This is a genomic window from Streptomyces sp. NPDC003042, from assembly GCF_053591315.1.
Genome location: NZ_JBSFTP010000027.1, coordinates 17,011 through 41,439, shown reverse-complemented (window position 1 = coordinate 41,439; position 24,429 = coordinate 17,011). Strand labels below are relative to the sequence as shown.

Below are 24,429 nucleotides of genomic sequence, written 5' to 3'. Positions count from 1 at the left end.
CCGGACCGGGCCCGTCGGGGTTCAGCCCGCCCGGTAGGCGGTCCAGCTGCTGGTCATGCGCGTCACCTGGCCGGCGGTGAACTGGTACATGCAGGAGTCGTACGTGTAGTCCATGAAGTTGCGGATCGGGTCCACGCCGGTCTTGCTGGCGCAGCTGTCACGGCCGACCGGGCATTCGTACGCGGCGCTCTTCTCGGCCGGGGTGTCGGCGACGTAGTCGCCGCTGCCGTTGCAGCCGCCCTGGAAGGTGTGGTAGAGCCCGAGCCAGTGGCCGACCTCGTGGGTCGCGGTGTCGCCCTCGTTGTAGTTGGCCGCGGAACCGCCGGGCAGCGAGGTGTCGAGCAGGACCACGCCGTCCATCGTCGGGTTGGAGGCGTAGGAGGTCGGGAAGGTCGCCCAGCCGAGCAGGCCGCCGGAGAGGTTGGCGGTGTAGACGTTCAGCGCACCCGGGCCGCCCTGGCGCAGGGAGGTCTTCATGGCCTTCTCGGCGGTGGAGCCGGAAGCCAGGTTGTACCAGCTCGCGTTGTCCGTGTAGTCGGTAGCGGCAAGGGTGAACTGGAAGTTGGTGTTCACGTTGCCGGTGCCCTGGCCGCCGTAGGCCGAGTTCAGAACCGCCAGCTGGTTGTTGACGTCGGTCGCCGTCAGCTTGCCGGTGGTGCCGGAGTGCACGACGTGGAAGTACACCGGGATGTTCACGACGGCCTCGGCGACGCGCAGGCTGCGCGGCTCCTTCGAGGACTTGGCCAGCTTCGCCTTGAGGTCGGCGTCCATGGCCTTGGCCTGGGCCTCGGTGACCTCGTTGGGCTCGTCCGCGTGCTCCTCGTGGGGGCGGGCGACGCGGGCGTTGGCCGCTCCGGTCGCGGCCTCCTCGGCGCAGATCTCCGCGGGGGTCTGGGCGGCGGCGAGGGTGGTGGGAGCCGCCAGGGGGGTGAAGGCCAGGGTTCCGGCCAGGACTGCCGTGCCCATGAGGCGGCGGCGGAGAAGGGGGGATATGCGGGCAACAGCGCGCACGTTGACTCCTCGCGAAGCGTGGTGGGGGGTGAGGGATTTCCTCACGCTGGCGCGCAGCTTACGTGTGCATGTCATTCAACTGGCAAGTAGCTGGATGTAAAAGATTTGTTGCGTGTGATGCCAATGGGGCGCCTGGTATGGACCAGGCGCCCCATCGGACAGTAAATTTGACGGTCAGTCAGTAAATGATCAGTCAGCGGACCGGCTGGTCGGCCCGTTCCACCCGCTGAGTGCCGTTCAGCGTGCGGTACGAGCGGGCCCACGAGGAACTCGCGTCCTGCCGCCGCTTGTCCGAGACGACGTAGTAGTCCATCTGCGAACGCTCGGCCGTCACGTCGAGCACGCCGTAGCCGTGTGCGTCCATGTCCAGCCACTTGACGTGCCAGTTCGCGGCCTTGATGGTCGACTCGGCGACGAGCGAGGCCGTGTCCGCCGGCACGTGCAGGATGTCGTCGATGTTGTCGGAGGTCACCGACGTCACCACGAACTCGGTCGCCGCCGTCCCCGAGCCCGGGTACGTCGCCATGTTCACCGGAACGTCGTTCGCCCACGCCATGTGGATGTCGCCGGTCAGGAACACGGTGTTCTTGATGTTCCGGTCCTTCAAGTGGCCCAGGAGCTCCTTGCGATCGTCCGTGTAGCCGTCCCACTGGTCCACATTGACCGCGATACCGCCCTCGGGCAGGCCGAGCAGCTTCGCGAGCGGCTTCATCAGGTGCGCGGGCAGCGAGGCGAAGGCCACCGGGGAGATCATCACCGAGGTGCCGACCAGCTTCCAGGTCGCGTTCGAGCTCGCCAGCCCCGCCTTGAGCCAGTCCAGCTGGGCGCGCCCGGTGAGGGTGCGCTCGGGGTCGTCCACCCCGCCGCTGCCGGTCTTGGCCTGCTCCGAGCGGAAGGAGCGCAGGTCCAGCAGGTGCAGGTCGGCGAGGGTGCCGAAACGCAGCCGCCGGTAGACGGTACCCGAGATGGAGGCGCGTACGGGCATCCACTCGAAGTAGGCCTGCTTGGCGGCGGCCGCGCGGGCCGCCCAGTCCCCCTCGGCGGCGGGAGTGTGGTTCCCGGCGCCGCCCGACCAGGTGTCGTCGGCGAACTCGTGGTCGTCCCAGATGGCGATGACCGGGTGCGCGGCGTGCAGCGCCTGGAGGTCGGTGTCCGTCTTGTACGTGCCGTGCCGGGTGCGGTAGTCGGCGAGCGAGACGATCTCGTGCTTCGGTTCGTGCCCGCGTACGACGTACTTCGCCTCCGGGTAACCCCCGGTCTGGTACTCGTAGATGTAGTCGCCCAGGTGCAGGACGGCGTCCAGGTCGGTGCGGGCGGCCAGGTGCCGGTACGCGGAGAAGTACCCGGCCTCCCAGTTGGCGCACGAGACCACGCCGAACCGCACGCCCGGGGTGGTCACGTCGGCGCCCGGAGCGGTCCGCGTGCGCCCCGCCGGGGAGACGGTGGCGCCGGCGGTGAACCGGTACCAGTACGGGGTCTGCGGACGCAGCCCGCGCACGTCCACCTTGACCGTGTGGTCGAAGGCGGCGCTCGCGGTGACGGAGCCGCTCGCGACGACGCGGGAGAAGGCCTTGTCCTCGGCCACCTCCCAGCCGACGGCGGTGGCCGGACCGAGGCCGGAGCCGGGCACGGCCTCCGCGGTCGGGGTGACGCGGGTCCACAGCAGGACCCCGTCGGGCAGCGGGTCGCCGGAGGCGACGCCGTGCAGGAAGGCGGGGGCGGCCGCGGCCGCGTGGGCGGCCGTGGCGCCGCCCAGGGCGGCGAGGGGTGTCAGCGCGGCTGTGGCCGCGGCGGCGAGAACGACCGTACGGCGACGGGGAGTCGACGAGGTCGAGGGAGAGCGGAGATGACTGGTCACGGATGATCATATTACTGGCGGGTATGCGTGCAGCGCAGCCCGCGGGAACGCAAAGGGCGGGCGAACTCCCGTGGTTCGCCCGCCCGTTGGCGTCAGCTGGCCGGAAAGCGGCCTCCGTCAATGGCCGGGGCTCAGCCCTGGAGGGCCTTGTCGATCGCCGCCGTGAACGCCTCCGGCGTCCGGGGGGTGTCGATCTTCTTGCCGTCCATCTTCAGCGTCGGGGTGCCCGTCACCCCGGACTTGCCGAAGGCCTTCGACATCTCCATGGCCCACCGGTCGTACGTACCGTCCTCGACGGCCTTCTTGAACTCGGCGTTGCCCTTCAGCGCCGGCACGGTGTCCGCGACCTTCACCAGGTAGTCGTCCTTGGCGAAGCTGTCGACGGTCTCCTCGGGGTGCAGCTCCTTCGAGTAGAGCGCGGCCTTGTAGTCGAGGAAGGCCTGCGGGCTGACGTTCAGCGCCGCGCCGAGCGCGCTCAGCGCGTTCTTCGAACCCTCGCCCTTGACCCCGTTGTCGATGAACGTGGCGCCGAAGTACTGGAGCTTGTACTTGCCCGCGTCCACGTCCTTCTTGACCTGCTCGCCGACCGACTGCTCGAAGGTGGCGCACGCCGGGCAGCGCGAGTCCTCGTACAGCTCCAGGGTCTTCTTCGCCTCGGCCTTGCCGATGACGACGGTGGTGCCGTTCTCGCCCTCGGTGTTCTTGGGCTTGACCAGCTCGGCGGTGGCGGCCTTCTCCCAGTAGTCGGGCTGGCTCGCCTGGACGATCAGGTATCCGACGCCTCCGGCCAGCGCCAGGACGCCGACGACCGCGCCGGCCACGACCAGCTGACGGCGCGCCCTGGCCTTCTTGGCCTGCTTCTCGCGCTCGATGCGCAGCTTCTCGCGGGCCGCCGCCTTGTTGGCCTGGCTGTTGCGTGCACTCATGGTGATCTCCGTGGGATGTGAGAAGAGGGGGACTGCCGTACGTGCGTCAGGCGCTCGCGAGCGCCGTGCGTACGGGAGGTCCCCTCCGTCCCACGGAATGCGCGGGGAACCGGGTACGGGTCCCCGTGCCCGCGATCAGCGGGCGCAGCGCCCGCCCGGCCGGTCCGGCGGCCACCGCCACCGAGGCCACCGCCAGCAGCAGCGGCCGGAACGCGAAGGCGCCCACCGCCCGCAGTATCCGGGCCAGCGCCCGCTCGCCGCGGCGCAGCCAGGCGGCGGCCAACAGCCCGAGGGCGACATGCGTGCCCAGCAGCAGCCACGGCGTCCACGGACCGGGGGAGGCCAGCAGCGCGGCCGGATCGGCGGCGGTCCCGGCCACCTCGGTCAGTGGCCCGCCCACCGGGGTCCCGCCGCACAGCCCGTCCAGGCCCATCGCGCGCAGCGGCCCGGAGACCGGACCGCCCGCCGGGCCGTAACACATGTGCTGGCCGGCGGTGAAGACGGTGTCGGCCGCCAGCTCCAGCGGCACGAGCAGCCCGGCGATCGGGCCGAAGCCCCGCTCCCGGCCCGCCAACGCGAAGGCGATCACGAAGACGCCGGCGAAGGCCCCGCCGATCAGCGCGGGCGGCAGCGGCACCTGGGACAGGAGCACGTGGGAGCCCGCCGAGAGCAGCACGACGAGCGCGCTGAACAGCGCGGCCCGCAGCCCTCGGAGACCTGTCCCGGATATGTCCATCGTCGCGAGTGTGCCATGTGACCCTGTGAAACCAGAGCGCTGGGTCACGGGGCTGAGGGACCTACGCCGTGATCCGGCCGTTGCGGAAGAGGTCCACGAAGATCTGGTGGTCGGCGCGGGCGCGGGCCCCGTAGGCGTGCGCGAAGTCGACCAGCAGCTCCGCGAAGCCCTCCTCGTCGGCGGCGATCGCCGCGTCGATGGCGCGCTCGGTGGAGAAGGGGACCAGGGACTGACCGCTCTCCGCCGCGTCGGCCGCCGCGTGCATGGTGGCCGTCGCCCGTCCCAGGTCCGCGACCACGGCCGCGATCTCCCGCGGGTCGTCCAGGTCCGACCAGTCCAGGTCCACCGCGTACGGGGAGACCTCGGCGACCAGCTGCCCGGAGCCGTCCAGCTCCGTCCAGCCCAGCCACGGGTCGGCGTGCGCCTGGAGCGCCCGCTGGGAGATGACCGTACGGTGCCCCTCGTGCCGGAAGTACTCGCGCACCGTCCGGTCGGTGATGTGCCGGGCCACGGCCGGAGTCTGTGCCTGCTTGAGGTAGATCACGACGTCGTTCTCCAGGGCGTCGCTGAGCCCCTCCAGCAGGATGTTGTACGAGGGCAGGCCCGCCGAGCCGATGCCGACGCCCCGGCGGCCCACCACGTCCTTGACCCGGTAGGAGTCGGGGCGCACGAGGGACTCCTCGGGCAGGCTCTCCAGGTACCCGTCGAAGGCGGCCAGCACCTTGTACCGGGTGGCCGCGTCCAGCTCGATCGTGCCCGGACCGTCGGTGAAGCGGCGCTCGTGGTCGCGGATCTCGGTCATCGAGTCCAGCAGGGAGAAGCGGGTACGGGCGCGGGCCGAGCGCAGCGCCGCCAGCAGCGGGCCCTCGGCGGTGTCGAGGGTGAAGGAGGGGACCTCTTCGTGCTTCGCGCCGGCGGCCAGGCGGTGGATCCGCTCGCGGTAGGCGCCCGCGTAGGTCCGTACCAGCTCGCTGATCTGCTCGTCGCTGAGCGCCTTGGTGTATCCGATCAGGGCGATGGAGGCGGCGAACCGCTTCAGGTCCCAGGTGAAGGGGCCGACGTAGGCCTCGTCGAAGTCGTTGCAATTGAAGATCAGCCGGCCGTGGGAGTTCATGTAGGTGCCGAAGTTCTCGGCGTGCAGATCGCCGTGGATCCACACCCGGCCCGTCCGCTCGTCCAGGTACGGCCCGCCGTGGCGTTCCCGCTCCAGGTCGGCGTAGAAGAGGCAGGCCGTGCCCCGGTAGAAGGCGAAGGCCGAGGCCGCCATCTTGCGGAATTTGACCTGGAAGGCAGCGGGGTCGGCGGAGAGCAGCTCACCGAACGCGGTGTCGAACACGTCGAGTATCTGCTCGGCGCGCTGCTCGTCGGTCGTCTCGGGAACCGCCATGGCGGATGCCTCCTGGTGGCGCGGTGGATCGCGGTTTCGATCGTGCGTGCGGGACGGATGTCCTCGGTTCTGCAACGGACGACCGTACCTGTCGGTGCCCGGGAACTGTCACTCGGCCGACGTAGGATTCAAAGCTGCCACCCTCTCTCCCTCCGGAGGCTCACACCGTGACCAAGCAGCCGTTCACGCACCTGCACGTCCACACCCAGTACTCGCTGCTGGACGGTGCCGCGCGGCTGAAGGACATGTTCAACGCGTGCAACGAGATGGGCATGAGCCACATCGCCATGTCCGACCACGGCAACCTCCACGGGGCCTACGACTTCTTCCACACCGCCCAGAAGGCCGGGATCACGCCGATCATCGGCATCGAGGCGTACGTCGCCCCCGAGTCCCGGCGCAACAAGCGCCGCATCCAGTGGGGCCAGCCGCACCAGAAGCGGGACGACGTCTCCGGTTCCGGCGGTTACACGCACAAGACGATCTGGGCGGCGAACGCCACCGGCCTGCACAACCTCTTCCGGCTGTCCTCCGACGCGTACGCCGAGGGCTGGCTCACGAAGTGGCCGCGCATGGACAAGGAGACCATCAGCAAGTGGTCCGAGGGGCTGATCGCCTCCACCGGCTGCCCCTCCGGCGAGCTCCAGACCCGGCTGCGCCTCGGCCAGTTCGACGAGGCCCTCAAGGCCGCCTCCGAGTACCAGGACATCTTCGGCAAGGAGCGGTACTTCCTGGAGCTGATGGACCACGGCATCGAGATCGAGCGCCGGGTGCGCGACGGGCTGCTGGAGATCGGCAAGAAGCTCGGCATCCCGCCGCTGGTGACGAACGACTCGCACTACACCTACGCCAGCGAGGCCGGCGCCCACGACGCCCTGCTGTGCATCCAGACCGGCAAGAACCTCTCGGACCCGGACCGCTTCCGCTTCGACGGCACCGGCTACTACCTGAAGTCCACGGAGGAGATGTACGCCATCGACTCCTCGGACGCCTGGCAGGAGGGCTGCGCCAACACGCGGCTGGTCGCGGACCAGGTCGAGACCGAGGGCATGTTCCAGTTCCGGAACCTGATGCCGAAGTTCGACATCCCGGACGGCTACACCGAGGTCACCTGGTTCCGCGAGGAGACCATGCGCGGCATGCACCGCCGCTACCCCGGGGGCATCCCCGAGGACCGGATGAAGCAGGCCGAGTACGAGATGGACACGATCATCTCGATGGGCTTCCCGGGCTACTTCCTCGTCGTCGCCGACTTCATCATGTGGGCCAAGAACCAGGGCATCGCGGTCGGCCCCGGCCGCGGCTCCGCGGCCGGCTCGATCGTCGCGTACGCCATGGGCATCACCGACCTCGACCCGCTCACCCACGGTCTGATCTTCGAGCGCTTCCTGAACCCCGAGCGCGTCTCCATGCCCGATGTCGACATCGACTTCGACGAGCGCAGGCGCGTCGAGGTGATCAGGTACGTCACCGAGAAGTACGGCCAGGACAAGGTCGCCATGATCGGCACCTACGGCACGATCAAGGCCAAGAACGCGATCAAGGACTCCGCGCGCGTGCTGGGCTACCCGTACGCCATGGGCGACCGGCTCACCAAGGCCATGCCCGCCGACGTCCTCGGCAAGGGCATCCCGCTCTCCGGCATCCTCGACCCGAAGCACCCGCGCTACGGCGAGGCCGGCGAGATCCGCGGGATGTACGAGAACGAGCCGGACGTGAAGAAGGTCATCGACACCGCCCGCGGTGTGGAGGGCCTGGTCCGCCAGATGGGCGTGCACGCGGCCGGCGTGATCATGTCCAGCGAGACGATCACCGACCACGTACCCGTCTGGGTGCGGCACACCGACGGCGTCACCATCACCCAGTGGGACTACCCGAGCTGCGAGTCGCTCGGCCTGCTGAAGATGGACTTCCTCGGCCTGCGCAACCTCACGATCATGGACGACGCCGTCAAGATGGTGAAGGCCAACAAGGGGATCGACATCGATCTCCTGGCCCTGCCGCTCGACGATCCCAAGACCTTCGAACTGCTCGGCCGCGGTGACACCCTCGGCGTCTTCCAGTTCGACGGCGGCCCCATGCGGTCCCTGCTGCGGCTGATGAAGCCCGACAACTTCGAGGACATCTCCGCCGTCTCGGCCCTGTACCGGCCGGGCCCGATGGGCATGAACTCGCACACGAACTACGCCCTGCGCAAGAACAAGCAGCAGGAGATCACCCCGATCCACCCGGAGCTGGAGAAGCCCCTCGAAGAGGTGCTCGCGGTCACCTACGGCCTGATCGTCTACCAGGAGCAGGTGCAGAAGGCCGCCCAGATCATCGCCGGGTACTCGCTCGGCGAGGCCGACATCCTGCGCCGCGTGATGGGCAAGAAGAAGCCCGAGGAGCTGGCGAAGAACTTCACCATCTTCCAGGAGGGCGCCCGGAAGAACGGCTACACCGACCAGGCGATCCAGGCCCTGTGGGACGTCCTGGTGCCCTTCGCCGGCTACGCCTTCAACAAGGCCCACTCGGCCGCGTACGGCCTGGTCTCCTACTGGACCGCCTACCTCAAGGCGAACTTCCCGGCCGAGTACATGGCCGGTCTGCTCACCTCGGTCAAGGACGACAAGGACAAGTCCGCGATCTATCTGAACGAGTGCCGCAGGATGGGCATCAAGGTCCTGCCGCCGAACGTGAACGAGTCGGAGCCGAACTTCGCCGCCCAGGGCGACGACGTGATCCTCTTCGGCCTCACCGCGGTGCGCAACGTCGGGCAGAACGTCGTCGAGTCGATCATCAAGACCAGGAAGGCCAAGGGGAAGTTCTCCGCCTTCCCCGATTTCCTGGACAAGGTCGAGGCCGTGGTCTGCAACAAGCGGACCGTCGAGTCGCTGATCAAGGCCGGGGCCTTCGACGAGATGGGCCACACCCGCAAGGGGCTCGTCGCCCACCACGAATCGATGATCGACAACGTGGTCGCGGTCAAGCGCAAGGAGGCCGAGGGACAGTTCGACCTCTTCGGCGGCATGGGCGAGGAGGGCGCCGGCGACGAGCCGGGCTTCGGGCTCGACGTGGAGTTCTCCGACGTGGAGTGGGAGAAGTCCTACCTGCTCGCCCAGGAGCGCGAGATGCTCGGCCTCTACGTCTCCGACCACCCGCTCTTCGGCCTGGAGCACGTCCTGTCCGACAAGACGGACGCGGGCATCTCCCAGCTGACGGGCGGCGAGCACGGCGACGGCGCGGTCGTCACCATCGGCGGCATCATCTCCGGCCTCCAGCGCAAGATGACCAAGCAGGGCAACGCCTGGGCCATCGCCACCGTCGAGGACCTGGCCGGGTCCATCGAATGCATGTTCTTCCCCGCGACCTACCAGCTCGTCTCCACCCAGCTGGTCGAGGACACGGTCGTCTTCGTCAAGGGACGCCTGGACAAGCGCGAGGACGTCCCCCGGCTGGTCGCCATGGAGATGATGGTCCCCGACCTGTCCTCCGCCGGAACCAACGCCCCCGTCGTCCTCACCATCCCCACCGTCAAGGTCACGCCGCCGATGGTGACCCGACTGGGGGAGATCCTGCGCCACCACAAGGGCAACACCGAGGTGCGCATCAAGCTCCAGGGACCGCGGACCACCACCGTGCTGCGCCTCGACAAGCACCGCGTACAGCCCGACCCGGCGCTCTTCGGCGACCTCAAGGTGCTGCTGGGGCCGTCCTGCCTGGCCGGATAGCGGCGGGCCGCGCAGCCCGTCTTCAGACGTGCGGAAGGGCTCGACCGGCACTGCCGGTCGAGCCCTTCCGTCACCGTCGCGGAGGCGTCAGTTGTGGCCGAACTTCTTCTGCTTGCTCTTGTGCGCCAGGTCCAGCGGGGTGGGGGGATGCGCCTGCGACTCGCTCTGGGACTGCGCCGAACTCTTGCCCTGATTCTGGGCCGAGGTGCGCTCCTGGGACTTCGCCGGCTGCTTCTGGTTCTTGTTCTTGGCCATGGGATGCCTCCGTGAGGGGTGTAGGGGCCAGGGCCGCCTTCACACTCACACAAGGGTACAACCCGCGCATTTTGGATCATTACTGCGCGTAGCGATGACCTGTTTCCCCGCGCGCCGTGAGATCCGCCACGCCGATGATCGAGTTCCGGCCTTCAACACCCTTGCGGTCGGGCAGACTCGGGGAAAACGTATCGAGGACCCCCAGGGAAGAGGGTGGAACGCGTGGACCGCTGCGTCGTCCTGGTGGACGCCGGATACCTGCTGGGCGCCGCCGCGAGCCTCCTCGCAGGGGAGCCCTCCCGCTCCCGCATCACCGTCGACCACGCCGCCCTCATCCAGGGCCTGCGCGAGCGGGCCGAGGCCGACACCCAACAGCCCCTGCTGCGGATCTACTGGTTCGACGGCGCGCCCGACCGGGTGCCGCAGCCCGAACACCGGCGGCTGCGCGTGATGCCCCGCGTCACCGTCCGCCTCGGCGCCCTGACCCGCAGCGACGGCCGCTGGGCGCAGAAGGGCGTGGACGCCGCCATGCACGCCGAGCTGACCGAGCTGGCCCGCAACCGGGCCTGCTCCGACGTGGTCCTGGTCACCGGCGACGGCGACCTGCTGCCCGGACTGATGTCCGCCAAGGAACACGGGGTCGCCGTCCACCTGTGGGCCGTCCAGGCCGCCGACGGCGACTACAACCAGTCCGAGGACCTCGTCGCCGAGGCCGACGAGCGCCGCGTCCTGGACCGCGCCTGGATCACCCGGGCCGTCCGGGCCCGCGACCTCGCCGGACTGTGCGCCCCGGCGCCCGCGCCGCGCCCCGAGATCGCCGCGATCCTCTCCGCGCCGCTGCCCGAGGCGGCCCTCGCCGAAGCCGCGCGCAACGGCTCCCCCGCCACCGCGGAGAACCCCGGGACCGGAGCCCCCGTACCGGCGCCCGCCACCGAGGGGGCCAAGCCCGTCCCCACGCCCAAGGACCTCGCCTCGCTGCGCGCCCCGGGCCAGGCCTCCGCCCCGTCCCCGTCGGGCTCCGCCTCCGTCGGCGTGCAGCACGGGCAGTCCCCGGCCGGCAGCGCCCTGCGCTGGTCCTCCGACAAGGGCTGGATCGACCGGGCGGGACCGCTCGGCGAACCCGCCGAGACCGCCTCGCTGCCCACCCTCGCCCAGCTCACCAGCGCCGAACAGCGCTGGGCGGACCGCGAGGAGGACATCACCACCGTCGGCGGTGACCCGTTCGAGGTCGGCCAGGTGTTCGCCCGGCGCTGGATGGAACGGCTCCCGGAGACCGTGCACCTGCAGAAGCTGGCCACGATGTACCCGCGCGTCCCGCACCGCATCGACGGAGAGCTGCTGCGCTACGCCGCCCGGTTCGGGCTGCTCGCGCACAAGGACGACCAGATCGACGAGCACGACCGCTACGCCATCCGGGCCGGGTTCTGGCGGGAGATCGACGTCCGCGCGGCCGCCGAGCACGTGGCCGGCGCACCCGGCGCCACACCCGTCGCCGCCTCCGCGGGCCCCGGAGTCGGCACCACCCCGGCGGCCGAGTAGGGGCGGACGCCGCGTAGGCTGCTCCCTCGTGAGTACGGGCGCAGCACAAGCGAGGCCACCGGGCGGATCCGTCCCGGCAGAGGCCGCGGGAGCGGCCACCGACGTGGTCTGCGCGGTGCGTGACCTGGTCAAGACCTATCCCGCGATCCGAGGCCGGCGCGGAGCTCCCGCCCTGCCCGAGACCCGGGCGACCGACGGCATCTCCCTCGACGTCCGGCGCGGCGAGATCTTCGGACTGCTCGGCCCCAACGGCGCCGGCAAGTCCACCCTGGTGCGCCAGCTCACCGGGCTCATGCGCCCCGACGCGGGCGCGATCAGCCTCCTCGGCCACGACCTCGTACGCCACCCGGAGCGGGCCGCCCGGCTGCTCGCCTACCTGGGGCAGGAGTCCACCGCCCTCGACGAGCTCACGGTCGCGCTGGCCGCCGAGACCACGGGCCGGCTGCGCGGGCTCCCCGCGCGGGAAGCCCGCGCGGCGCGGGACGACGTACTGGAGGAACTCGGGCTGACCGGGATCGCCGGACGGCCCCTGAAGAAGCTTTCCGGCGGACAGCGGCGCCTCGCGTGCTTCGCCGCCGCGCTCGTGGGGGAGCGGCCGGTGCTCGTCCTCGACGAGCCGACGACGGGCATGGACCCGCTGGCCCGGCGGGCCGTGTGGGCCGCCGTGGACCGGCGGCGCGCCCGGCACGGAGCCACGGTCCTGCTGGTCACCCACAACGTCATCGAGGCCGAGACCGTCCTCGACCGGGTCGCGGTCATCGACCACGGCAAGGTCATCGCCTGCGACACCCCGGCCGGGCTCAAGTCCAGATTCTCCGACGAGGTCCGCCTCGAGCTCGTGTGGCGCACCGCCCCGCCGCTGGAGGTGCCCGAAGTCGCGGCGCTCGCCCCGGCGGCCACCGAGACCGGGCGCCGCTGGGTCCTGCGGCTGCCGCAGGACGAGGCACGCGCCGCCGTCGCCGCGGTGACCGGCGGCCCCGCCTTCGCCGCCCTCGACGATTTCACGCTGGCCACGCCCAGCCTGGAGGACGTCTACCTCGCGCTGGGCGGACGGATGAAGGGACTGGTGAGGGCGTGACCGCCGTCGTGGTCGGTGCTGCCGGCGCTGAGCCGCTCGCGCCGCGGGCACGGCTGTTCCCCGCGCTCGCCGCCGTCTACCGGGCCCAGCTGTCCCGGGCGCGGGTGGCGCGGATCCCGCTGCTGTTCGTGGCCACCTTCCAGTCCGTCGGCATCATGATCCTGATGCGCGGCGTGGTCGACGGGGGCTCCGAGGCACGCGCCGTCGTCGCCGGGTCCTCCGTCCTCGTCGTCGCCTTCGTCGCCCTGAACCTGCTCGCCCAGTACTTCGGGCAGCTGCGGGCCGGCGGCGGGCTCGACCACTACGCCACGCTGCCGGTGCCGCCCGCCTCGGTGGTGCTCGGCACGGCCGCCGCGTACGCCTCCTTCACCCTGCCGGGCACGCTCGTCACGGCCGTCTTCGGATGCGTGCTGTTCGGGCTGCCGATGGGAGGCCTGTGGATCCTGGTGGCGGTCGTACCGCTCGCCGGAGCCGCTCTCGCCGGACTGGGCGCGGCGCTCGGGCTGCTCGCGCCGCGCCAGGAGCTGGCCACCCTGGCCGGGCAGCTGGGCATGTCGGCCGCGCTGCTCCTCGGCGTGCTGCCGCCCGAGCGGATGCCGGACGTCATCGTCTGGGCGCGGGACCTGCTGCCGTCCACGTACGGGGTGGAGGCCTTCGCCGAGACCTTCGCGCCGGACCCGGACTGGGCGGCCGTCGCCCTCGACCTCGGGGTGTGCGGGGCCGTCGGGGTGCTGTCCCTCGCCGTCGCGACATGGGCGTACCGGCGGGCGGCGGTCCGCTGACGCCGGTGGCGGCCGGACCTGGCACGATGTGGGGGTGACCGAAGCCGTGACCCCGCCGCCTTCCCCGTTCGACCCGCCGCCGCTCCCGCCGTCGAAGGGGACCGGGAAGTCTGCCGACGCCGACGCCGCTGCCGCCGCCGTCGCCGTCGAGGAGAACACCGCGGCCGATATCCGTGACGGGGCGGCCGTCGCCCTGGTGGTGGCGGTGGCCGGCGTCCTCCTCGGAGTGCTGTGGGCGTGGCTCGCGCCCCGGGTGCAGTACGTCTCCAACGGGGAAGCCGTCTTCCTGCGGAACACCGAGAGCGAGGCGCGGATAGGGGGGGACGGCACCTACTTCCTGCTGGCGGTCGGGTTCGGCGTGCTCAGCGCGGTGGCCGTCTTCCTGTGGCGGCGGCGCGGGGGTGTTCCGCTGGTGATCGGGCTGGCCGTCGGAGCCGTCTTCGCCTCGCTCGTGGGCTGGCGGCTGGGGCTGTGGCTCGGCACGGACTCCGACCTGCCGACGGCTGCCGCCGAGGCGGGCAAGGGGGTGCCGTTCGACGCGCCGTTGCAGTTGCTCGCGCACGGGATGCTGCTCGTGTGGCCGATGGTGGCCGTCGCGGTGCACCTGGGCCTGACGGCCCTGTGGACGCCGCGGGATCCGGTCCCCTCGGCGGGGTGGTACGGAGCCGCCGCCTATCCGTCGCCGCATGTGCATGCCGACGCCGCCGGCACGGAGCCCCCCCGCGCCTGATCCGGCGGTGCCGCTGCCGGGTGCGGGTCCGTTTCCCGGGCTCTGCCCGGGCCCGCGCCTCAATCGCCGGCGAGGCTGGATTTGGCTGAGCTGTGCTCGCACCTGCCGCTCGGCGGAGCCCCAGGAGCGCGGCCGCGGCGCACACGGACACCGGGGTTCCGGCCGGCCAGGCTACGGGCGGGCGATGGGGGACAGGGTGGCGGCCGTCAGGGTGCACAGGGCCGACGGGGGGAGTTCGACCTCCAGGCCGCGGCGGCCCGCCGAGACGCAGATGGTGGGGTGGACGGCAGCCGAGGCGTCCAGGACCGTGCGCAGGCGCTTGCGCTGGCCCAGGGGCGAGATGCCGCCCAGGACGTAGCCCGTGGTGCGTTCCGCCAGGGCCGGGTCGGCCATCGACGCGCGCTTGCCGCCGACGGCCGTGGCCAGGGCCTTCAGGTCCAGGGCGCCCGAGACCGGGACCACCGCCACCGTGAGGACCCCGTCCACGTCCGCGACCAGGGTCTTGAAGACCCGGTCCGCGGACATCCCGAGGGCCTGCGCCGCCTCCTCGCCGTACGAGGGATGGGCCGGGTCGTGCTCGTAGGCGTGGGTGGTGAAGGCGATCCCGGCCGCCGTGAGGGCCACGATCGCCGGGGTGCCGGCCGCCTGCTGCGGCTTCTTCTTCGCCATGGTCAGTTGGGGCTCGTCGGCGCGCGGGTCAGGTCCACCGCCGGGAGCGACGGCAGGTGGCGGATCACCGCGGTCTCCGCCCGCAGGAGCTTGAGCTCCTCCGCGAGGCGCGTCGCGGTGTCCGGGGCCTGGAGGAGGCGCTGCTTCGCCGGGATGTCCAGGACGGCGGCGGCCGCCACCAGGTAGGAGACCACCGAAGGCTCGTCCGGCAGGTCGGCCGGCGAGGTCAGCGTGCGCTCGCGGGCTCCGGCCAGCCTCTTCTGGTAGCTGCGGAAGGCCCGCAGGACCCCTTCGGACAGGGCGCCCGCGCCGTCGCCCGGGTCCTCCGGGAGTTCTTCCAGCTCCGCGACGAGGAACGGGCCCGAGGCGTCGACGGAGAGCAGCCGGACCCGGGTGGTGCCGGTGGCGAGGACTTCGAAGCTGCCGTCCTCCCGTTCCCGGATCGTCGCCGCGTCCGCGATGCAGCCGACCCGGTGGAAGGCCTGGATCGGGTCCGCGCCGAAGCCCGCGGCCGGGCCGCGCTCGGGCACGGCCGTCTGGTCGGGCAGGCCGGGCGCGGTCGGTGCGACTTCCCGGCCGTCGCGGATCGCGACGACGGCCAAGCGGCGCGGCTCCTCCTCACCGCTCTTCAGTAGTTCGCGCATCATGGCGCGATAACGCTCCTCGAAGATGTTCAGCGGCAGCACGAGGCCGGGGAACAGCACCGAGTTCAGCGGGAAGAGGGGCAGGCGAACGGTCGTCACGAGGCACAGGGTAGTGGCCGGACGGCTCGGGCCGTCACCCCCGCCTCAGCAGCCGGGACGCTCCCGCCGCCACCGTCGTGGCCAGGATCCAGCCCAGGATGACGAGGGCCGCCGCGCCCCACTGCCAGCCTCCCGTCATCTTCCAGTGGCCCTCCTGGCCGAGATTGATCACCGGGAGCAGAAGGTCCAGGGCGTACAGGGCAGGGTTCCACTCCGGGTGCTCGCCCGCCTTGATCGGGGCCGGTTCGTGCCGGGAGAACAGCAGCGCGCCCGCCGCCCACAGGACCGCCATCCACAGCGCCGCCCGGCCCGGCCGGTAGCCGTAGGCCACCGTCCAGTCCTGGAGGTGGCCCCAGGCCCTGGCCGCCGGTGACAGGCCGGTCCGGCGCCTGCGCTGCTTGGCCAGCAGCACCTCGCGGGCGTCCGCGTCCTCGCCGCCCGCCCGCAGTACGGCGGCCAGCCGCTCGTAGGGCTCGGGGGAGTACTCCGGTGTCGCCGCCCCGACCCAGGCGAGGCGGCGGGAGAGCGGGAAGTGACCCCGGGGCGCGAGGTTCTCGTAGACGAATCCGTCCATGGCCAGCCGGCCGGGGCCGGGCCAGCTCGTGGACCGGTCGACCAGCTTGCCCACCTTCGCGCCGGAGACCACTACCCTGCCCTCCTCCGGGGCCTCCCCGACGAAGCGGAACTCGGGGGTCTGGACGCGCCGCAGCGAGAGCTCCTGGTCCGGCCGGAGGCGGAAGCGGGCGCCGTAGAAGTCGACGGAGTCACCGAAGCGGCCGTCGTCCAGCCGCAGGCCGCCCTGGCACTCGAAGTGCCGCATGGGGCCGCCACTGGTCGGGGTCCGGCTCCACTCGTACGCGTTGGCAGGTCCCCCGGCCCGGGAGGGCAGGGCGATGGAGGTCAGGTGGAGCGTCCGCTCCACGGTCAGGGCCGGGGCGTTCAGGGCGCGGCTGCCGTACGGGTTGCGCAGTCGCGCGCCGCGCAGGCTCATCGAGGCGCCGACCTTCACCCCGCGCAGGCTGACCTCGCCGTGCGTCTCGATCATGTCGGCGTGGAAGTCCTGCGCCACGGACATCCCGGCGGCGACGATCGCCCGCCCCCGGCCGTCCCGCCGGACGACCGCATGGCTGATCAGCAGGTCCGTGCCGATCTGCGCGTCGACCAGCCGGATCCCGTGCGCCACCCGGGAGGACACCAGGTGCAGATCACCCTCGGTGCGCAGCCGGGCCGCCACGATCCGGGGTATCGCGCAGTTGTCCAGCCGGAAGGTGCCGCACCGGGCCTCGGAGAGCTGGATCTCCTCGTCGAAGCGGCACGAGCGGATCTCGACGTACGGGGCGACCGTGCCACCGGACAGATCCAGCCGCCCGGTGATCCGGGCGCCGCGCAGTTTCAGGCAGCCGACCCGGCCCGGGACGGGCGGGGGACCGGCCAGCAGCAGCAGCGCCACGACCTCGGCCCGGACCGTGCGCTCGGGGCCCCAGGCCCGGTCCGTGTGCGGATCGTCCTGGTCCGGGGCATGGGTCCGCAGATCGCAGACGCCGCCCGCGCGGAACGCCTGCCACATGCGGTGCTCGGCGTCGCTGAGATCCGCCGGCCCCACCACTGCCTCGTCCGTCCGTGTCTCGGTCATGGCGGCTCCCCCCGCTGTCACCTGTCCGTGACAGAACGCTAAGGGGAGGGTGTGACATCCGGGATGTGTATCAGCCAGTGATACGGGCGAACGGTGGCGCGAGGCGGTCTGAGAGAATTGGGACGTGATCTCTCGTATCGACCTGCGCGGTGACGCCCTCCCCGAGGGCGGCGCCCTGCGCGATCTGCTGCCCCGTGCCGAGTTCGACGTAGAAGCCGCCCTGGAGAAAGTGCGGCCCATCTGCGAGGACGTCCATCATCGTGGCACGGCGGCGCTGATCGAGTACGCGCGGAAGTTCGACGGGGTCGAGCTCACGCAGGCCAGGGTGCCCGCCGAGGCGATCAAGGCCGCCCTGGAGCAGCTGGATCCGGCCGTCCGCGCGGCGCTCGAGGAGTCGATCCGGCGTGCCCGGATCGTGCACCGCAACCAGCGCCGCACCGAGCACACCACCCAGGTGGTCCCCGGCGGAACGGTGACCGAGAAGTGGGTTCCGGTCGAGCGCGTGGGGCTGTACGCCCCGGGCGGCCGCTCCGTGTACCCGTCCTCCGTCGTCATGAACGTCGTCCCCGCCCAGGAGGCGGGCGTCGAGTCGATCGCGCTCGCGTCCCCGCCGCAGGTGGAGTTCGACGGCCTGCCGCACCCGACGATCCTCGCCGCCTGCGCGCTGCTCGGCATCGACGAGGTGTACGCCGCGGGCGGCGCGGTCGCCGTCGCGATGTTCGCGTACGGCACCGAGGAGTGCCCGCCGGTCAACATGGTGACCGGCCCCGGCAACATCTGGGTCGCCGCCGCCAAGCGCTTCTTCACCGGCAAGATCGGCATCGACACCGAGGCCGGCCCGACCGAGATCGCGGTCCTCGCGGACTCCACGGCCGACCCGGTGCACGTCGCCGCCGACCTGATCAGCCAGGCCGAGCACGACCCGCTGGCCGCGGCCGTCCTGGTCACCGACTCCGCGGAGCTCGCCGAGGCCGTCGAGCGGGAGCTGGAGCCGCAGGTCGCGGCCTCCAAGCACGTCGAGGACCGGATCAAGCCCGCCCTCGCGGGCCGGCAGTCCGCGATCGTGCTGGTCGACAGCCTGGAGGACGGCCTCAAGGTCGTCGACGCGTACGGCGCCGAGCACCTGGAGATCCAGACCGCCGACGCGGCCGCCTGGGCCGCCCGGGTCCGCAACGCGGGCGCGATCTTCGTCGGCCCGTGGGCGCCCGTCTCGCTCGGCGACTACTGCGCCGGGTCGAACCACGTGCTGCCCACCGGCGGCTGCGCCTGCCACTCCTCCGGCCTGTCCGTGCAGTCCTTCCTGCGCGGCATCCACATCGTCGACTACACGCGCGACGCCCTCGCCGAGGTCACCCACCACGTGGTGACGCTCGCCGAGGCCGAGGACCTGCCGGCGCACGGCGCCGCCCTGAAGGCGCGGTTCGGGTGGAAGGTTCCCCAGGCATGACCGGGATCATCGGCATCGACGACCTCCCCATCCGGGACGAGCTGCGCGGCAAGACCCCGTACGGCGCCCCGCAGCTCGACGTACCCGTCCAGCTGAACACCAACGAGAACCCGTACGAGCTGCCCGAGGAGCTGGTCCGGCGCATCGCCGAGCGCGTCGCGGACGCCGCCCGCACCCTCAACCGCTACCCCGACCGGGACGCGGTCGAGCTGCGGACCGAGCTGGCCGCCTACCTCACCCGTACCGGCAAGCACCCGGTGGCGCGGGAGAACGTATGGGCCGCCAACGGCTCCAACGAGGTCCTCCAGCAGCTGCTCCAGACCTTCGGCGGACCCGGCCGCACCGCGATCGGCTTCGAGCCCTCGTACTCGATGCACGCGCTGATCGCCCGCGGCACCGGGACCGGCTGGATCTCCGGCCCGCGCGGCGAGGACTTCAGCCTCGACGTGGAGGCCGCCGAGCGGGCGATCGCCGAGCACCGGCCCGACGTCGTCTTCATCACCTCGCCCAACAACCCCACGGGTACCGCGGTCGAGGCGGAGACGGTCCTCGCCCTGTACGAGGCCGCCCAGGCGGCCAAGCCGTCCCTCGTGGTGGTCGACGAGGCGTACGTGGAGTTCAGTCACCGGGACTCGCTGCTGCCCCTCATCGAGGGCCGCCCGAACCTGGTGATCTCCCGGACCATGTCCAAGGCCTTCGGGGCCGCCGGTCTGCGCCTGGGCTACCTGGCCGCGCACCCCGCCGTCGTCGACGCCGTCCAGCTGGTGCGCCTGCCGTACCACCTGTCGGCCGTCACCCAGGCGACCGCGCTGGCCGCCCTGGAGCACACCGACACCCTGCTCGGCTACGTCGAGCAGCTCAAGGCCGAGCGGGACCGCCTGGTCATCGAACTGCGGGCGATCGGCTACGAGGTCACCGAGTCCGACGCGAACTTCATCCAGTTCGGGAAGTTCGACGACGCGCACACCGCCTGGCAGAAGATCCTCGACCAGGGCGTCCTGGTACGGGACAACGGCGTACCGGGCCGGCTGCGGGTCACCGCGGGCACACCGGCCGAGAACGACGCGTTCCTGGAAGCGGTTCGCGCACTGAAGAAGGAGCAGCACGCATGAGCCGCATCGGACGGGTCGAGCGCACCACGAAGGAGACCTCGGTCGTCGTCGAGATAAACCTCGACGGCACCGGCAAGGTCGACGTCTCGACGGGTGTGGGCTTCTACGACCACATGCTCGACCAGCTCGGCCGCCACGGCCTCTTCGACCTCACGGTCAAGACCGACGGCGACCTGCACATCGACACCCACCACACCATCGAGGACACCGCCCTCGCGCTCGGCGCCGCCTTCAAGCAGGCCCTCGGCGACAAGGTGGGCATCTACCGCTTCGGCAACTGCACCGTGCCGCTCGACGAGTCCCTCGCCCAGGTGACCGTCGACCTGTCCGGCCGCCCCTACCTCGTGCACACCGAGCCCGAGAACATGGCGCCGATGATCGGCTCGTACGACACGACGATGACCCGGCACATCTTCGAGTCCTTCGTCGCGCAGGCCCAGATCGCGCTGCACATCCACGTCCCGTACGGGCGCAACGCCCACCACATCGTGGAGTGCCAGTTCAAGGCCCTGGCCCGCGCCCTGCGCTACGCCGCCGAGTTCGACCCGCGCGCCGCCGGAATCCTGCCCTCCACGAAGGGCGCCCTCTAGCCGTGAACGGGCTCAACACCATCCTCATCGTCCTCGGCCTCTTCCTGGCCGGCGGCGTCTACTCCTTCCAGAAGCAGGAGATGCCCAAGTCGGTCATCGTCCTGCTCGCCATCGGCTCCGCGATGTGTCTGCTCGCCGGAGTCCTGCGGATCCAAGGAATCTGGTAATGAGCGCAGCCAAGACCGTCGTGGTCTTCGACTACGGCTTCGGCAACGTCCGCTCGGCCGAGCGCGCCCTCGCGCGCGTCGGCGCGGACGTCGAGATCACCCGCGACTACGACAAGGCGATGGACGCCGACGGCCTCCTCGTCCCCGGCGTCGGCGCCTTCTCCGCCTGCATGAAGGGCCTCAAGGACGTCCGCGGCGACTGGATCATCGGCCGCCGGCTGTCCGGCGGGCGCCCCGTCATGGGCATCTGCGTCGGCATGCAGATCCTCTTCGAGCGCGGCATCGAGCACGGCGTCGAGACTTCAGGTCTCGACGAGTGGCCCGGCACCGTCGGCCCGCTGAGGGCCCCCGTCGTCCCCCACATGGGCTGGAACACCGTCGACGCCCCGGCCGACAGCCAGGCCTTCGCCGGCCTCGACGCCGACGCCCGGTTCTACTTCGTGCACTCCTACGCGGCGCACGAGTGGAACCTGGAAGTCACCAACCCGCTGATCCGCGCCCCCAAGGTCACCTGGGCCACCCACGGCCGGCCCTTCGTCGCGGCCGTGGAGAACGGCGCCCTGTGGGCCACCCAGTTCCACCCGGAGAAGTCCGGCGACACCGGCGCCCAGCTCCTCACCAACTGGATCGAGACCCTGTGATGACCGCACCCGTACTTGAGCTCCTCCCCGCGGTCGACGTCCGCGACGGCCAGGCCGTACGTCTCGTGCACGGCGTGTCGGGCAGCGAGACCTCCTACGGCTCCCCGCTGGAGGCCGCCCTCGCCTGGCAGCGCTCCGGCGCCCAGTGGCTGCACCTGGTCGACCTGGACGCCGCCTTCGGCACCGGCGACAACCGTGCCCTCGTCGCCGAGATCACCCGGGCCATGGACATCAAGGTCGAGCTGTCCGGCGGCATCCGCGACGACGCCTCGCTCGCCGCGGCCCTCGCCACCGGCTGCACCCGCGTCAACCTCGGCACCGCCGCCCTGGAGACCCCCGAGTGGGCCGCCAAGGCCATCGCCGAGCACGGCGACCGGATCGCGGTCGGCCTCGACGTACGCGGCACCACCCTCAAGGGCCGCGGCTGGACCAGCGAGGGCGGCGACCTGTACGAGACCCTCGCCCGCCTGGACTCCGAGGGCTGCGCCCGCTACGTCGTCACCGACATCGGCAAGGACGGCACGCTGACGGGCCCCAACCTGGAGCTGCTGCGGGGCGTCTGCGCCGCCACCGACCGGCCCGTCGTGGCCTCCGGCGGCATCTCCTGCCTGGACGACCTGCGCGCGCTGTCCGAGCTGGTGCCGCTGGGCGTCGAGGGCGCGATCGTGGGCAAGGCCCTGTACGCCAAGGCCTTCACCCTGGAAGAGGCCCTGGAGGTGGTGTCCGCGTGAGCGCCTCGGACGAAGTGCGTCGGATTTCCTCGGGCGGCCCCTACGAGGACGTCATCGGCTACTCCCGCGCCGTTCAGCTCCCCAACGGCCTCGTCCTCGTTTCCGGCTGCACCGCGGCCGACGGCGGCGGCCCGTACGACCAGACCATCGGTGCCTTCGGCGTCGCCTTCAAGGCGCTGGCGCAGGCCGGGATGGGCCCCGAGCACGTGGTCCGCACCCGGATGTACCTCACCCACGCCCGCGACGTGGACGACGTGGGCCGCGCCCACAAGGAGCTGTTCGACGCGGTCCGCCCCGCCGCATCCATGATCATCGTCTCCGGCTTCGTCGACCCCGGCATGGTCGTCGAGGTCGAGGTCGAAGCCTTCCGAGCCGAACCGGGAGAAAGCGCATGACCCTCGCCGTACGGGTGATCCCCTGCCTGGACGTGGACAACGGCCGGGTCGTCAAGGGCGTCAACTTCCAGAACCTGCGCGACGCCGGAGACCCGGTGGAGATGGCCAAGCTCTACGACGCCGAGGGCGCCGACGAGCTGACCTTCCTCGACATCACCGCCTCCTCCGGCAACCGCGAGACCACGTACGACGTGGTACGGCGCACCGCCGAGCAGGTCTTCATCCCGCTGACCGTCGGCGGCGGCGTCCGCACCGCGGACGACGTGGACAAGCTCCTGCGGGCCGGCGCGGACAAGGTGGGCGTCAACACCGCCGCCATCGCCCGCCCCGAGCTCATCCAGGAGATCGCCGAGCGCTTCGGCCGCCAGGTCCTCGTCCTGTCCGTGGACGCGCGCCGCACGGCCACCGGCTCCTTCGAGGTCACCACGCACGGCGGCCGTGTCGGCACCGGCATCGACGCCGTCGAATGGGCCCACCGGGCGGCCGAACTCGGCGCCGGGGAAATCCTGCTGAACTCGATGGACGCCGACGGGACGAAGGACGGCTACGACACCGAGATGATCGCGGCCGTTCGGAGGCACGTCACGGTCCCGGTGATCGCCTCGGGCGGTGCGGGCAAGCTCGCGCACTTCGCGCCGGCGATCGAGGCGGGCGCCGACGCGGTGCTCGCGGCGTCGGTGTTCCACTTCGGCGACCTGCGGATCTCCGAGGTCAAGGCGGCCCTCCGCGAGGCGGGCCACCCCGTTCGGTAGTTCGAGACGTCCCTCGGGGTAGTGAAGTCGGTAGCTGTCCAGGTAGCGGCGGTCGTACGCTGACCGCATGCCTGGAATCACGATCGACTTCACCGAAGAGGAACTGGCCGAGCTGCGTGCCGAGGCCAAAGAGAAAGGCGTCGCGATCAAGCGGCTGGCGCACGACATACTGACCGAGGATGTCGTGCGCCGTCGCCAGCGGCAGAGGTTCATCGAAGGGGCGAGCGCGAAATTCGCGCTCCTCGCCCCCGAGTTCCTGGAGGCTTTCCCGGAAGGCGACCGGTGAATCTCCGCATCGACGCCGGCTGGATCCTGGGCATCCAGTACAGCCATGTGCCATCCGATCCCGCGCTACGGGACTGGGGAGCGCTGCACGCGGCCGTCGAGCGGCACGCGTTCGAACGCTTCGCGGGTGAGCCGTACTACGAGGAGGCGCCGACCCGGGCGGCAGCGCTGCTGGAGACCATCGTGCGCCTCAGGCCGTTCGAGGACTACAACGGCCTCATCGGCGCGATGTGTGCCTGGGAGTACATGGAGCTGTCGGGCGCCCCGCTCACTCCGCCGCCCGGCGCCATGGTGCAACTGGTGCGGGACATCCGCACCGAGAAGGCCACCTTGCAGGTGGCCGCCCGGCTCCTGCGTGACTGGGCGGCCTGACGTGTCCACCGAGCAGCAGCCGGCCGGTTCCACGACCAGCCGGGCCGTGATCGACCAGGCCATGGCGGAAGCAGCCACGCTCACTGCCGACGACCGTGCGGGGGCACTCCGCTGGATGCATGAGTACGCGGAGATCTTCCTGGATTTCGAGGTACTGGCCGACCGTGAACGGTCCGGCCGGTGAGCCTTTAAATGCCCAGCTTGGCCGCCGTCAGCTGAGCCACGGCGTCCTTCTCCCCGTCCAGGGACACCGCCGCCGCATCCTGCCGGCCGAAGCAGAACATCGTCAGCTCACCCGGTTCGCCCGTCACCGTCACCACCGGGGTGCCCTTGTGCGCCACCGCCGTGCGGCCGTCCGGGCGGCGCAGGACCAGGCCCACCGGCGAGCGGCGGCCGGTCAGGCGGGCCAGCTTCTCCAGGCGGGACCACAGCGCGTCCGCGAACACCGGGTCCAGTTCCCGCGGCGACCAGTCCGGCTGCGCGCGCCGGACGTCCTCCGCGTGGACGTAGAACTCCACCGCGTTCGCCGCCTCGTCGATCTGCTTGAGCGCGTACACGGAGAGCTTCGGCGGGCCGGTCCGGATCAGCTGGATCAGTTCCTCGTACGGCTTGGCGGTGTACTCCTCCATCGCCTTGTCCAGGCGGGCCTTGAGCACGTTCAGCAGCAGGCCCCCCGCCGCGTCCGGCCGGCGCTCCCGGACGACCAGGTGCGCGGCCAGTACCCGGCACGTCCAGTCGTCGCACAGCGTCGGCGCATCCGGTCCCGCCGCCTCCAACAGGTCCGCCAGCAGCAGTCGTTCACGCTTCGCATGGGTAGACATGCGGGCCAGCCTACGGCCGGAACCCGCCGCGCGCCCGTTCATCAGGCGGACAGGGATCC

26 protein-coding genes are annotated in these 24,429 nt (G+C 71.3%); 16 read left to right on the top strand and 10 right to left on the bottom strand.

The genetic code is table 11. The features are described 5' to 3' along the window. Positions 1 to 21: 21 nt before the first annotated feature. From ACWDYJ_RS16170 to ACWDYJ_RS16150, 5 genes are all read right to left on the bottom strand, one after another. Positions 22 to 966 (bottom strand): zinc metalloprotease, encoded by a 945-nt coding sequence (locus tag ACWDYJ_RS16170; RefSeq protein WP_451566203.1) that lies wholly within the window; start codon positions 964 to 966, stop codon positions 22 to 24. A 238-nt stretch (positions 967 to 1,204) separates the two neighbouring features. Continuing rightward, positions 1,205 to 2,869 (bottom strand): alkaline phosphatase D family protein, encoded by a 1,665-nt coding sequence (locus ACWDYJ_RS16165; protein ID WP_451566174.1) that lies wholly within the window; start codon positions 2,867 to 2,869, stop codon positions 1,205 to 1,207. Between the two features lie 131 nt (positions 2,870 to 3,000). Beyond that, positions 3,001 to 3,795 (bottom strand): DsbA family protein, encoded by a 795-nt coding sequence (locus tag ACWDYJ_RS16160; RefSeq protein WP_451566173.1) that lies wholly within the window; start codon positions 3,793 to 3,795, stop codon positions 3,001 to 3,003. A gap of 46 nt (positions 3,796 to 3,841) precedes the next feature. Then, the gene (locus tag ACWDYJ_RS16155; RefSeq protein ID WP_451566172.1) at positions 3,842 to 4,531 is read right to left on the bottom strand and encodes a hypothetical protein; all 690 of its coding nucleotides are present in this window, start codon (positions 4,529 to 4,531) and stop codon (positions 3,842 to 3,844) included. 61 nt (positions 4,532 to 4,592) lie between these two features. Then, positions 4,593 to 5,918 carry a DUF2252 domain-containing protein gene (locus tag ACWDYJ_RS16150; RefSeq protein WP_451566171.1) on the bottom strand — a complete coding sequence of 442 codons (1,326 nt, stop codon included), beginning with the start codon at positions 5,916 to 5,918 and terminating at the stop codon, positions 4,593 to 4,595. A gap of 167 nt (positions 5,919 to 6,085) precedes the next feature. Between ACWDYJ_RS16150 and dnaE the strand changes: the two genes are divergently transcribed. After that, entirely contained in the window at positions 6,086 to 9,628 is a 3,543-nt protein-coding gene (gene dnaE, locus ACWDYJ_RS16145) for a DNA polymerase III subunit alpha (RefSeq protein WP_451566170.1), read from the top strand. 87 nt (positions 9,629 to 9,715) lie between these two features. Here the strand turns inward: dnaE and ACWDYJ_RS16140 are convergent, their stop codons facing one another. Then, positions 9,716 to 9,883 carry a hypothetical protein gene (locus tag ACWDYJ_RS16140; protein WP_451566169.1) on the bottom strand — a complete coding sequence of 56 codons (168 nt, stop codon included), beginning with the start codon at positions 9,881 to 9,883 and terminating at the stop codon, positions 9,716 to 9,718. A gap of 213 nt (positions 9,884 to 10,096) precedes the next feature. Between ACWDYJ_RS16140 and ACWDYJ_RS16135 the strand changes: the two genes are divergently transcribed. Genes ACWDYJ_RS16135 through ACWDYJ_RS16120 form a run of 4 tightly spaced genes read left to right on the top strand, consistent with a single transcriptional unit; the run spans position 10,097 to position 14,012 of the window. Continuing rightward, entirely contained in the window at positions 10,097 to 11,422 is a 1,326-nt protein-coding gene (locus ACWDYJ_RS16135; RefSeq protein WP_451566168.1) for an NYN domain-containing protein, read from the top strand. Between the two features lie 28 nt (positions 11,423 to 11,450). Beyond that, entirely contained in the window at positions 11,451 to 12,500 is a 1,050-nt protein-coding gene (locus ACWDYJ_RS16130; RefSeq protein WP_451566167.1) for an ABC transporter ATP-binding protein, read from the top strand. Next, complete coding sequence (locus tag ACWDYJ_RS16125) at positions 12,497 to 13,282, top strand: ABC transporter permease (RefSeq protein WP_451566166.1); 786 nt, start codon at positions 12,497 to 12,499, stop codon at positions 13,280 to 13,282. Before ACWDYJ_RS16130 ends, ACWDYJ_RS16125 begins: the two co-directional genes overlap by 4 nt. A 34-nt stretch (positions 13,283 to 13,316) precedes the next feature. After that, positions 13,317 to 14,012: a hypothetical protein gene (locus ACWDYJ_RS16120; RefSeq protein WP_451566165.1), complete on the top strand. Its 696-nt coding sequence runs from the start codon at positions 13,317 to 13,319 to the stop codon at positions 14,010 to 14,012. Positions 14,013 to 14,183: 171 nt separating this feature from the next. Here ACWDYJ_RS16120 and ybaK read toward each other — a convergent pair whose 3' ends face one another. The 3 genes from ybaK to ACWDYJ_RS16105 are packed head-to-tail and all read right to left on the bottom strand — an operon-like array spanning position 14,184 to position 17,057. Further along, positions 14,184 to 14,681 carry a Cys-tRNA(Pro) deacylase gene (ybaK, locus tag ACWDYJ_RS16115; RefSeq protein WP_451566164.1) on the bottom strand — a complete coding sequence of 166 codons (498 nt, stop codon included), beginning with the start codon at positions 14,679 to 14,681 and terminating at the stop codon, positions 14,184 to 14,186. A gap of 2 nt (positions 14,682 to 14,683) precedes the next feature. Next, positions 14,684 to 15,424 carry an LON peptidase substrate-binding domain-containing protein gene (locus ACWDYJ_RS16110; protein WP_451566163.1) on the bottom strand — a complete coding sequence of 247 codons (741 nt, stop codon included), beginning with the start codon at positions 15,422 to 15,424 and terminating at the stop codon, positions 14,684 to 14,686. A gap of 34 nt (positions 15,425 to 15,458) precedes the next feature. After that, positions 15,459 to 17,057: an oxidoreductase gene (locus ACWDYJ_RS16105; RefSeq protein ID WP_451566162.1), complete on the bottom strand. Its 1,599-nt coding sequence runs from the start codon at positions 17,055 to 17,057 to the stop codon at positions 15,459 to 15,461. Positions 17,058 to 17,181: 124 nt separating this feature from the next. Here ACWDYJ_RS16105 and hisD point away from each other — a divergent pair, with 124 nt between their 5' ends. From hisD to ACWDYJ_RS16050, 11 genes are all read left to right on the top strand, one after another. Next, a complete protein-coding gene (gene hisD / locus ACWDYJ_RS16100) occupies positions 17,182 to 18,504 on the top strand; it encodes a histidinol dehydrogenase (RefSeq protein ID WP_451566161.1) in 1,323 nt (440 codons plus the stop codon). Further along, the gene (locus ACWDYJ_RS16095; protein WP_451566160.1) at positions 18,501 to 19,616 is read left to right on the top strand and encodes a histidinol-phosphate transaminase; all 1,116 of its coding nucleotides are present in this window, start codon (positions 18,501 to 18,503) and stop codon (positions 19,614 to 19,616) included. The genes hisD and ACWDYJ_RS16095 overlap by 4 nt, the downstream gene beginning before the upstream one ends. Then, the gene (gene hisB, locus ACWDYJ_RS16090) at positions 19,613 to 20,206 is read left to right on the top strand and encodes an imidazoleglycerol-phosphate dehydratase HisB (protein WP_243631847.1); all 594 of its coding nucleotides are present in this window, start codon (positions 19,613 to 19,615) and stop codon (positions 20,204 to 20,206) included. The genes ACWDYJ_RS16095 and hisB overlap by 4 nt, the downstream gene beginning before the upstream one ends. A 2-nt stretch (positions 20,207 to 20,208) precedes the next feature. Next, positions 20,209 to 20,373 carry a hypothetical protein gene (locus ACWDYJ_RS16085; protein WP_451566159.1) on the top strand — a complete coding sequence of 55 codons (165 nt, stop codon included), beginning with the start codon at positions 20,209 to 20,211 and terminating at the stop codon, positions 20,371 to 20,373. Further along, entirely contained in the window at positions 20,373 to 21,014 is a 642-nt protein-coding gene (gene hisH, locus ACWDYJ_RS16080) for an imidazole glycerol phosphate synthase subunit HisH (protein ID WP_451566158.1), read from the top strand. The genes ACWDYJ_RS16085 and hisH overlap by 1 nt, the downstream gene beginning before the upstream one ends. Further along, positions 21,014 to 21,745 (top strand): bifunctional 1-(5-phosphoribosyl)-5-((5-phosphoribosylamino)methylideneamino)imidazole-4-carboxamide isomerase/phosphoribosylanthranilate isomerase PriA, encoded by a 732-nt coding sequence (gene priA, locus ACWDYJ_RS16075; RefSeq protein WP_451566157.1) that lies wholly within the window; start codon positions 21,014 to 21,016, stop codon positions 21,743 to 21,745. The genes hisH and priA overlap by 1 nt, the downstream gene beginning before the upstream one ends. Continuing rightward, the gene (locus ACWDYJ_RS16070; RefSeq protein ID WP_451566156.1) at positions 21,742 to 22,140 is read left to right on the top strand and encodes a RidA family protein; all 399 of its coding nucleotides are present in this window, start codon (positions 21,742 to 21,744) and stop codon (positions 22,138 to 22,140) included. The genes priA and ACWDYJ_RS16070 overlap by 4 nt, the downstream gene beginning before the upstream one ends. Continuing rightward, a complete protein-coding gene (hisF, locus tag ACWDYJ_RS16065) occupies positions 22,137 to 22,892 on the top strand; it encodes an imidazole glycerol phosphate synthase subunit HisF (protein WP_451566155.1) in 756 nt (251 codons plus the stop codon). The genes ACWDYJ_RS16070 and hisF overlap by 4 nt, the downstream gene beginning before the upstream one ends. 67 nt (positions 22,893 to 22,959) lie before the next feature. Continuing rightward, positions 22,960 to 23,178 carry a hypothetical protein gene (locus ACWDYJ_RS16060; RefSeq protein ID WP_451566154.1) on the top strand — a complete coding sequence of 73 codons (219 nt, stop codon included), beginning with the start codon at positions 22,960 to 22,962 and terminating at the stop codon, positions 23,176 to 23,178. Beyond that, complete coding sequence (locus ACWDYJ_RS16055) at positions 23,175 to 23,549, top strand: hypothetical protein (RefSeq protein WP_451566153.1); 375 nt, start codon at positions 23,175 to 23,177, stop codon at positions 23,547 to 23,549. Before ACWDYJ_RS16060 ends, ACWDYJ_RS16055 begins: the two co-directional genes overlap by 4 nt. Position 23,550: 1 nt before the next feature. Further along, positions 23,551 to 23,733 carry a type II toxin-antitoxin system VapB family antitoxin gene (locus ACWDYJ_RS16050; RefSeq protein ID WP_451566152.1) on the top strand — a complete coding sequence of 61 codons (183 nt, stop codon included), beginning with the start codon at positions 23,551 to 23,553 and terminating at the stop codon, positions 23,731 to 23,733. Between the two features lie 4 nt (positions 23,734 to 23,737). On the opposite strand, the gene ACWDYJ_RS16045 is transcribed toward ACWDYJ_RS16050, so the two are convergent. Continuing rightward, positions 23,738 to 24,370 carry a TIGR03085 family metal-binding protein gene (locus ACWDYJ_RS16045; protein WP_451566151.1) on the bottom strand — a complete coding sequence of 211 codons (633 nt, stop codon included), beginning with the start codon at positions 24,368 to 24,370 and terminating at the stop codon, positions 23,738 to 23,740. Positions 24,371 to 24,429 lie beyond the last annotated feature (59 nt).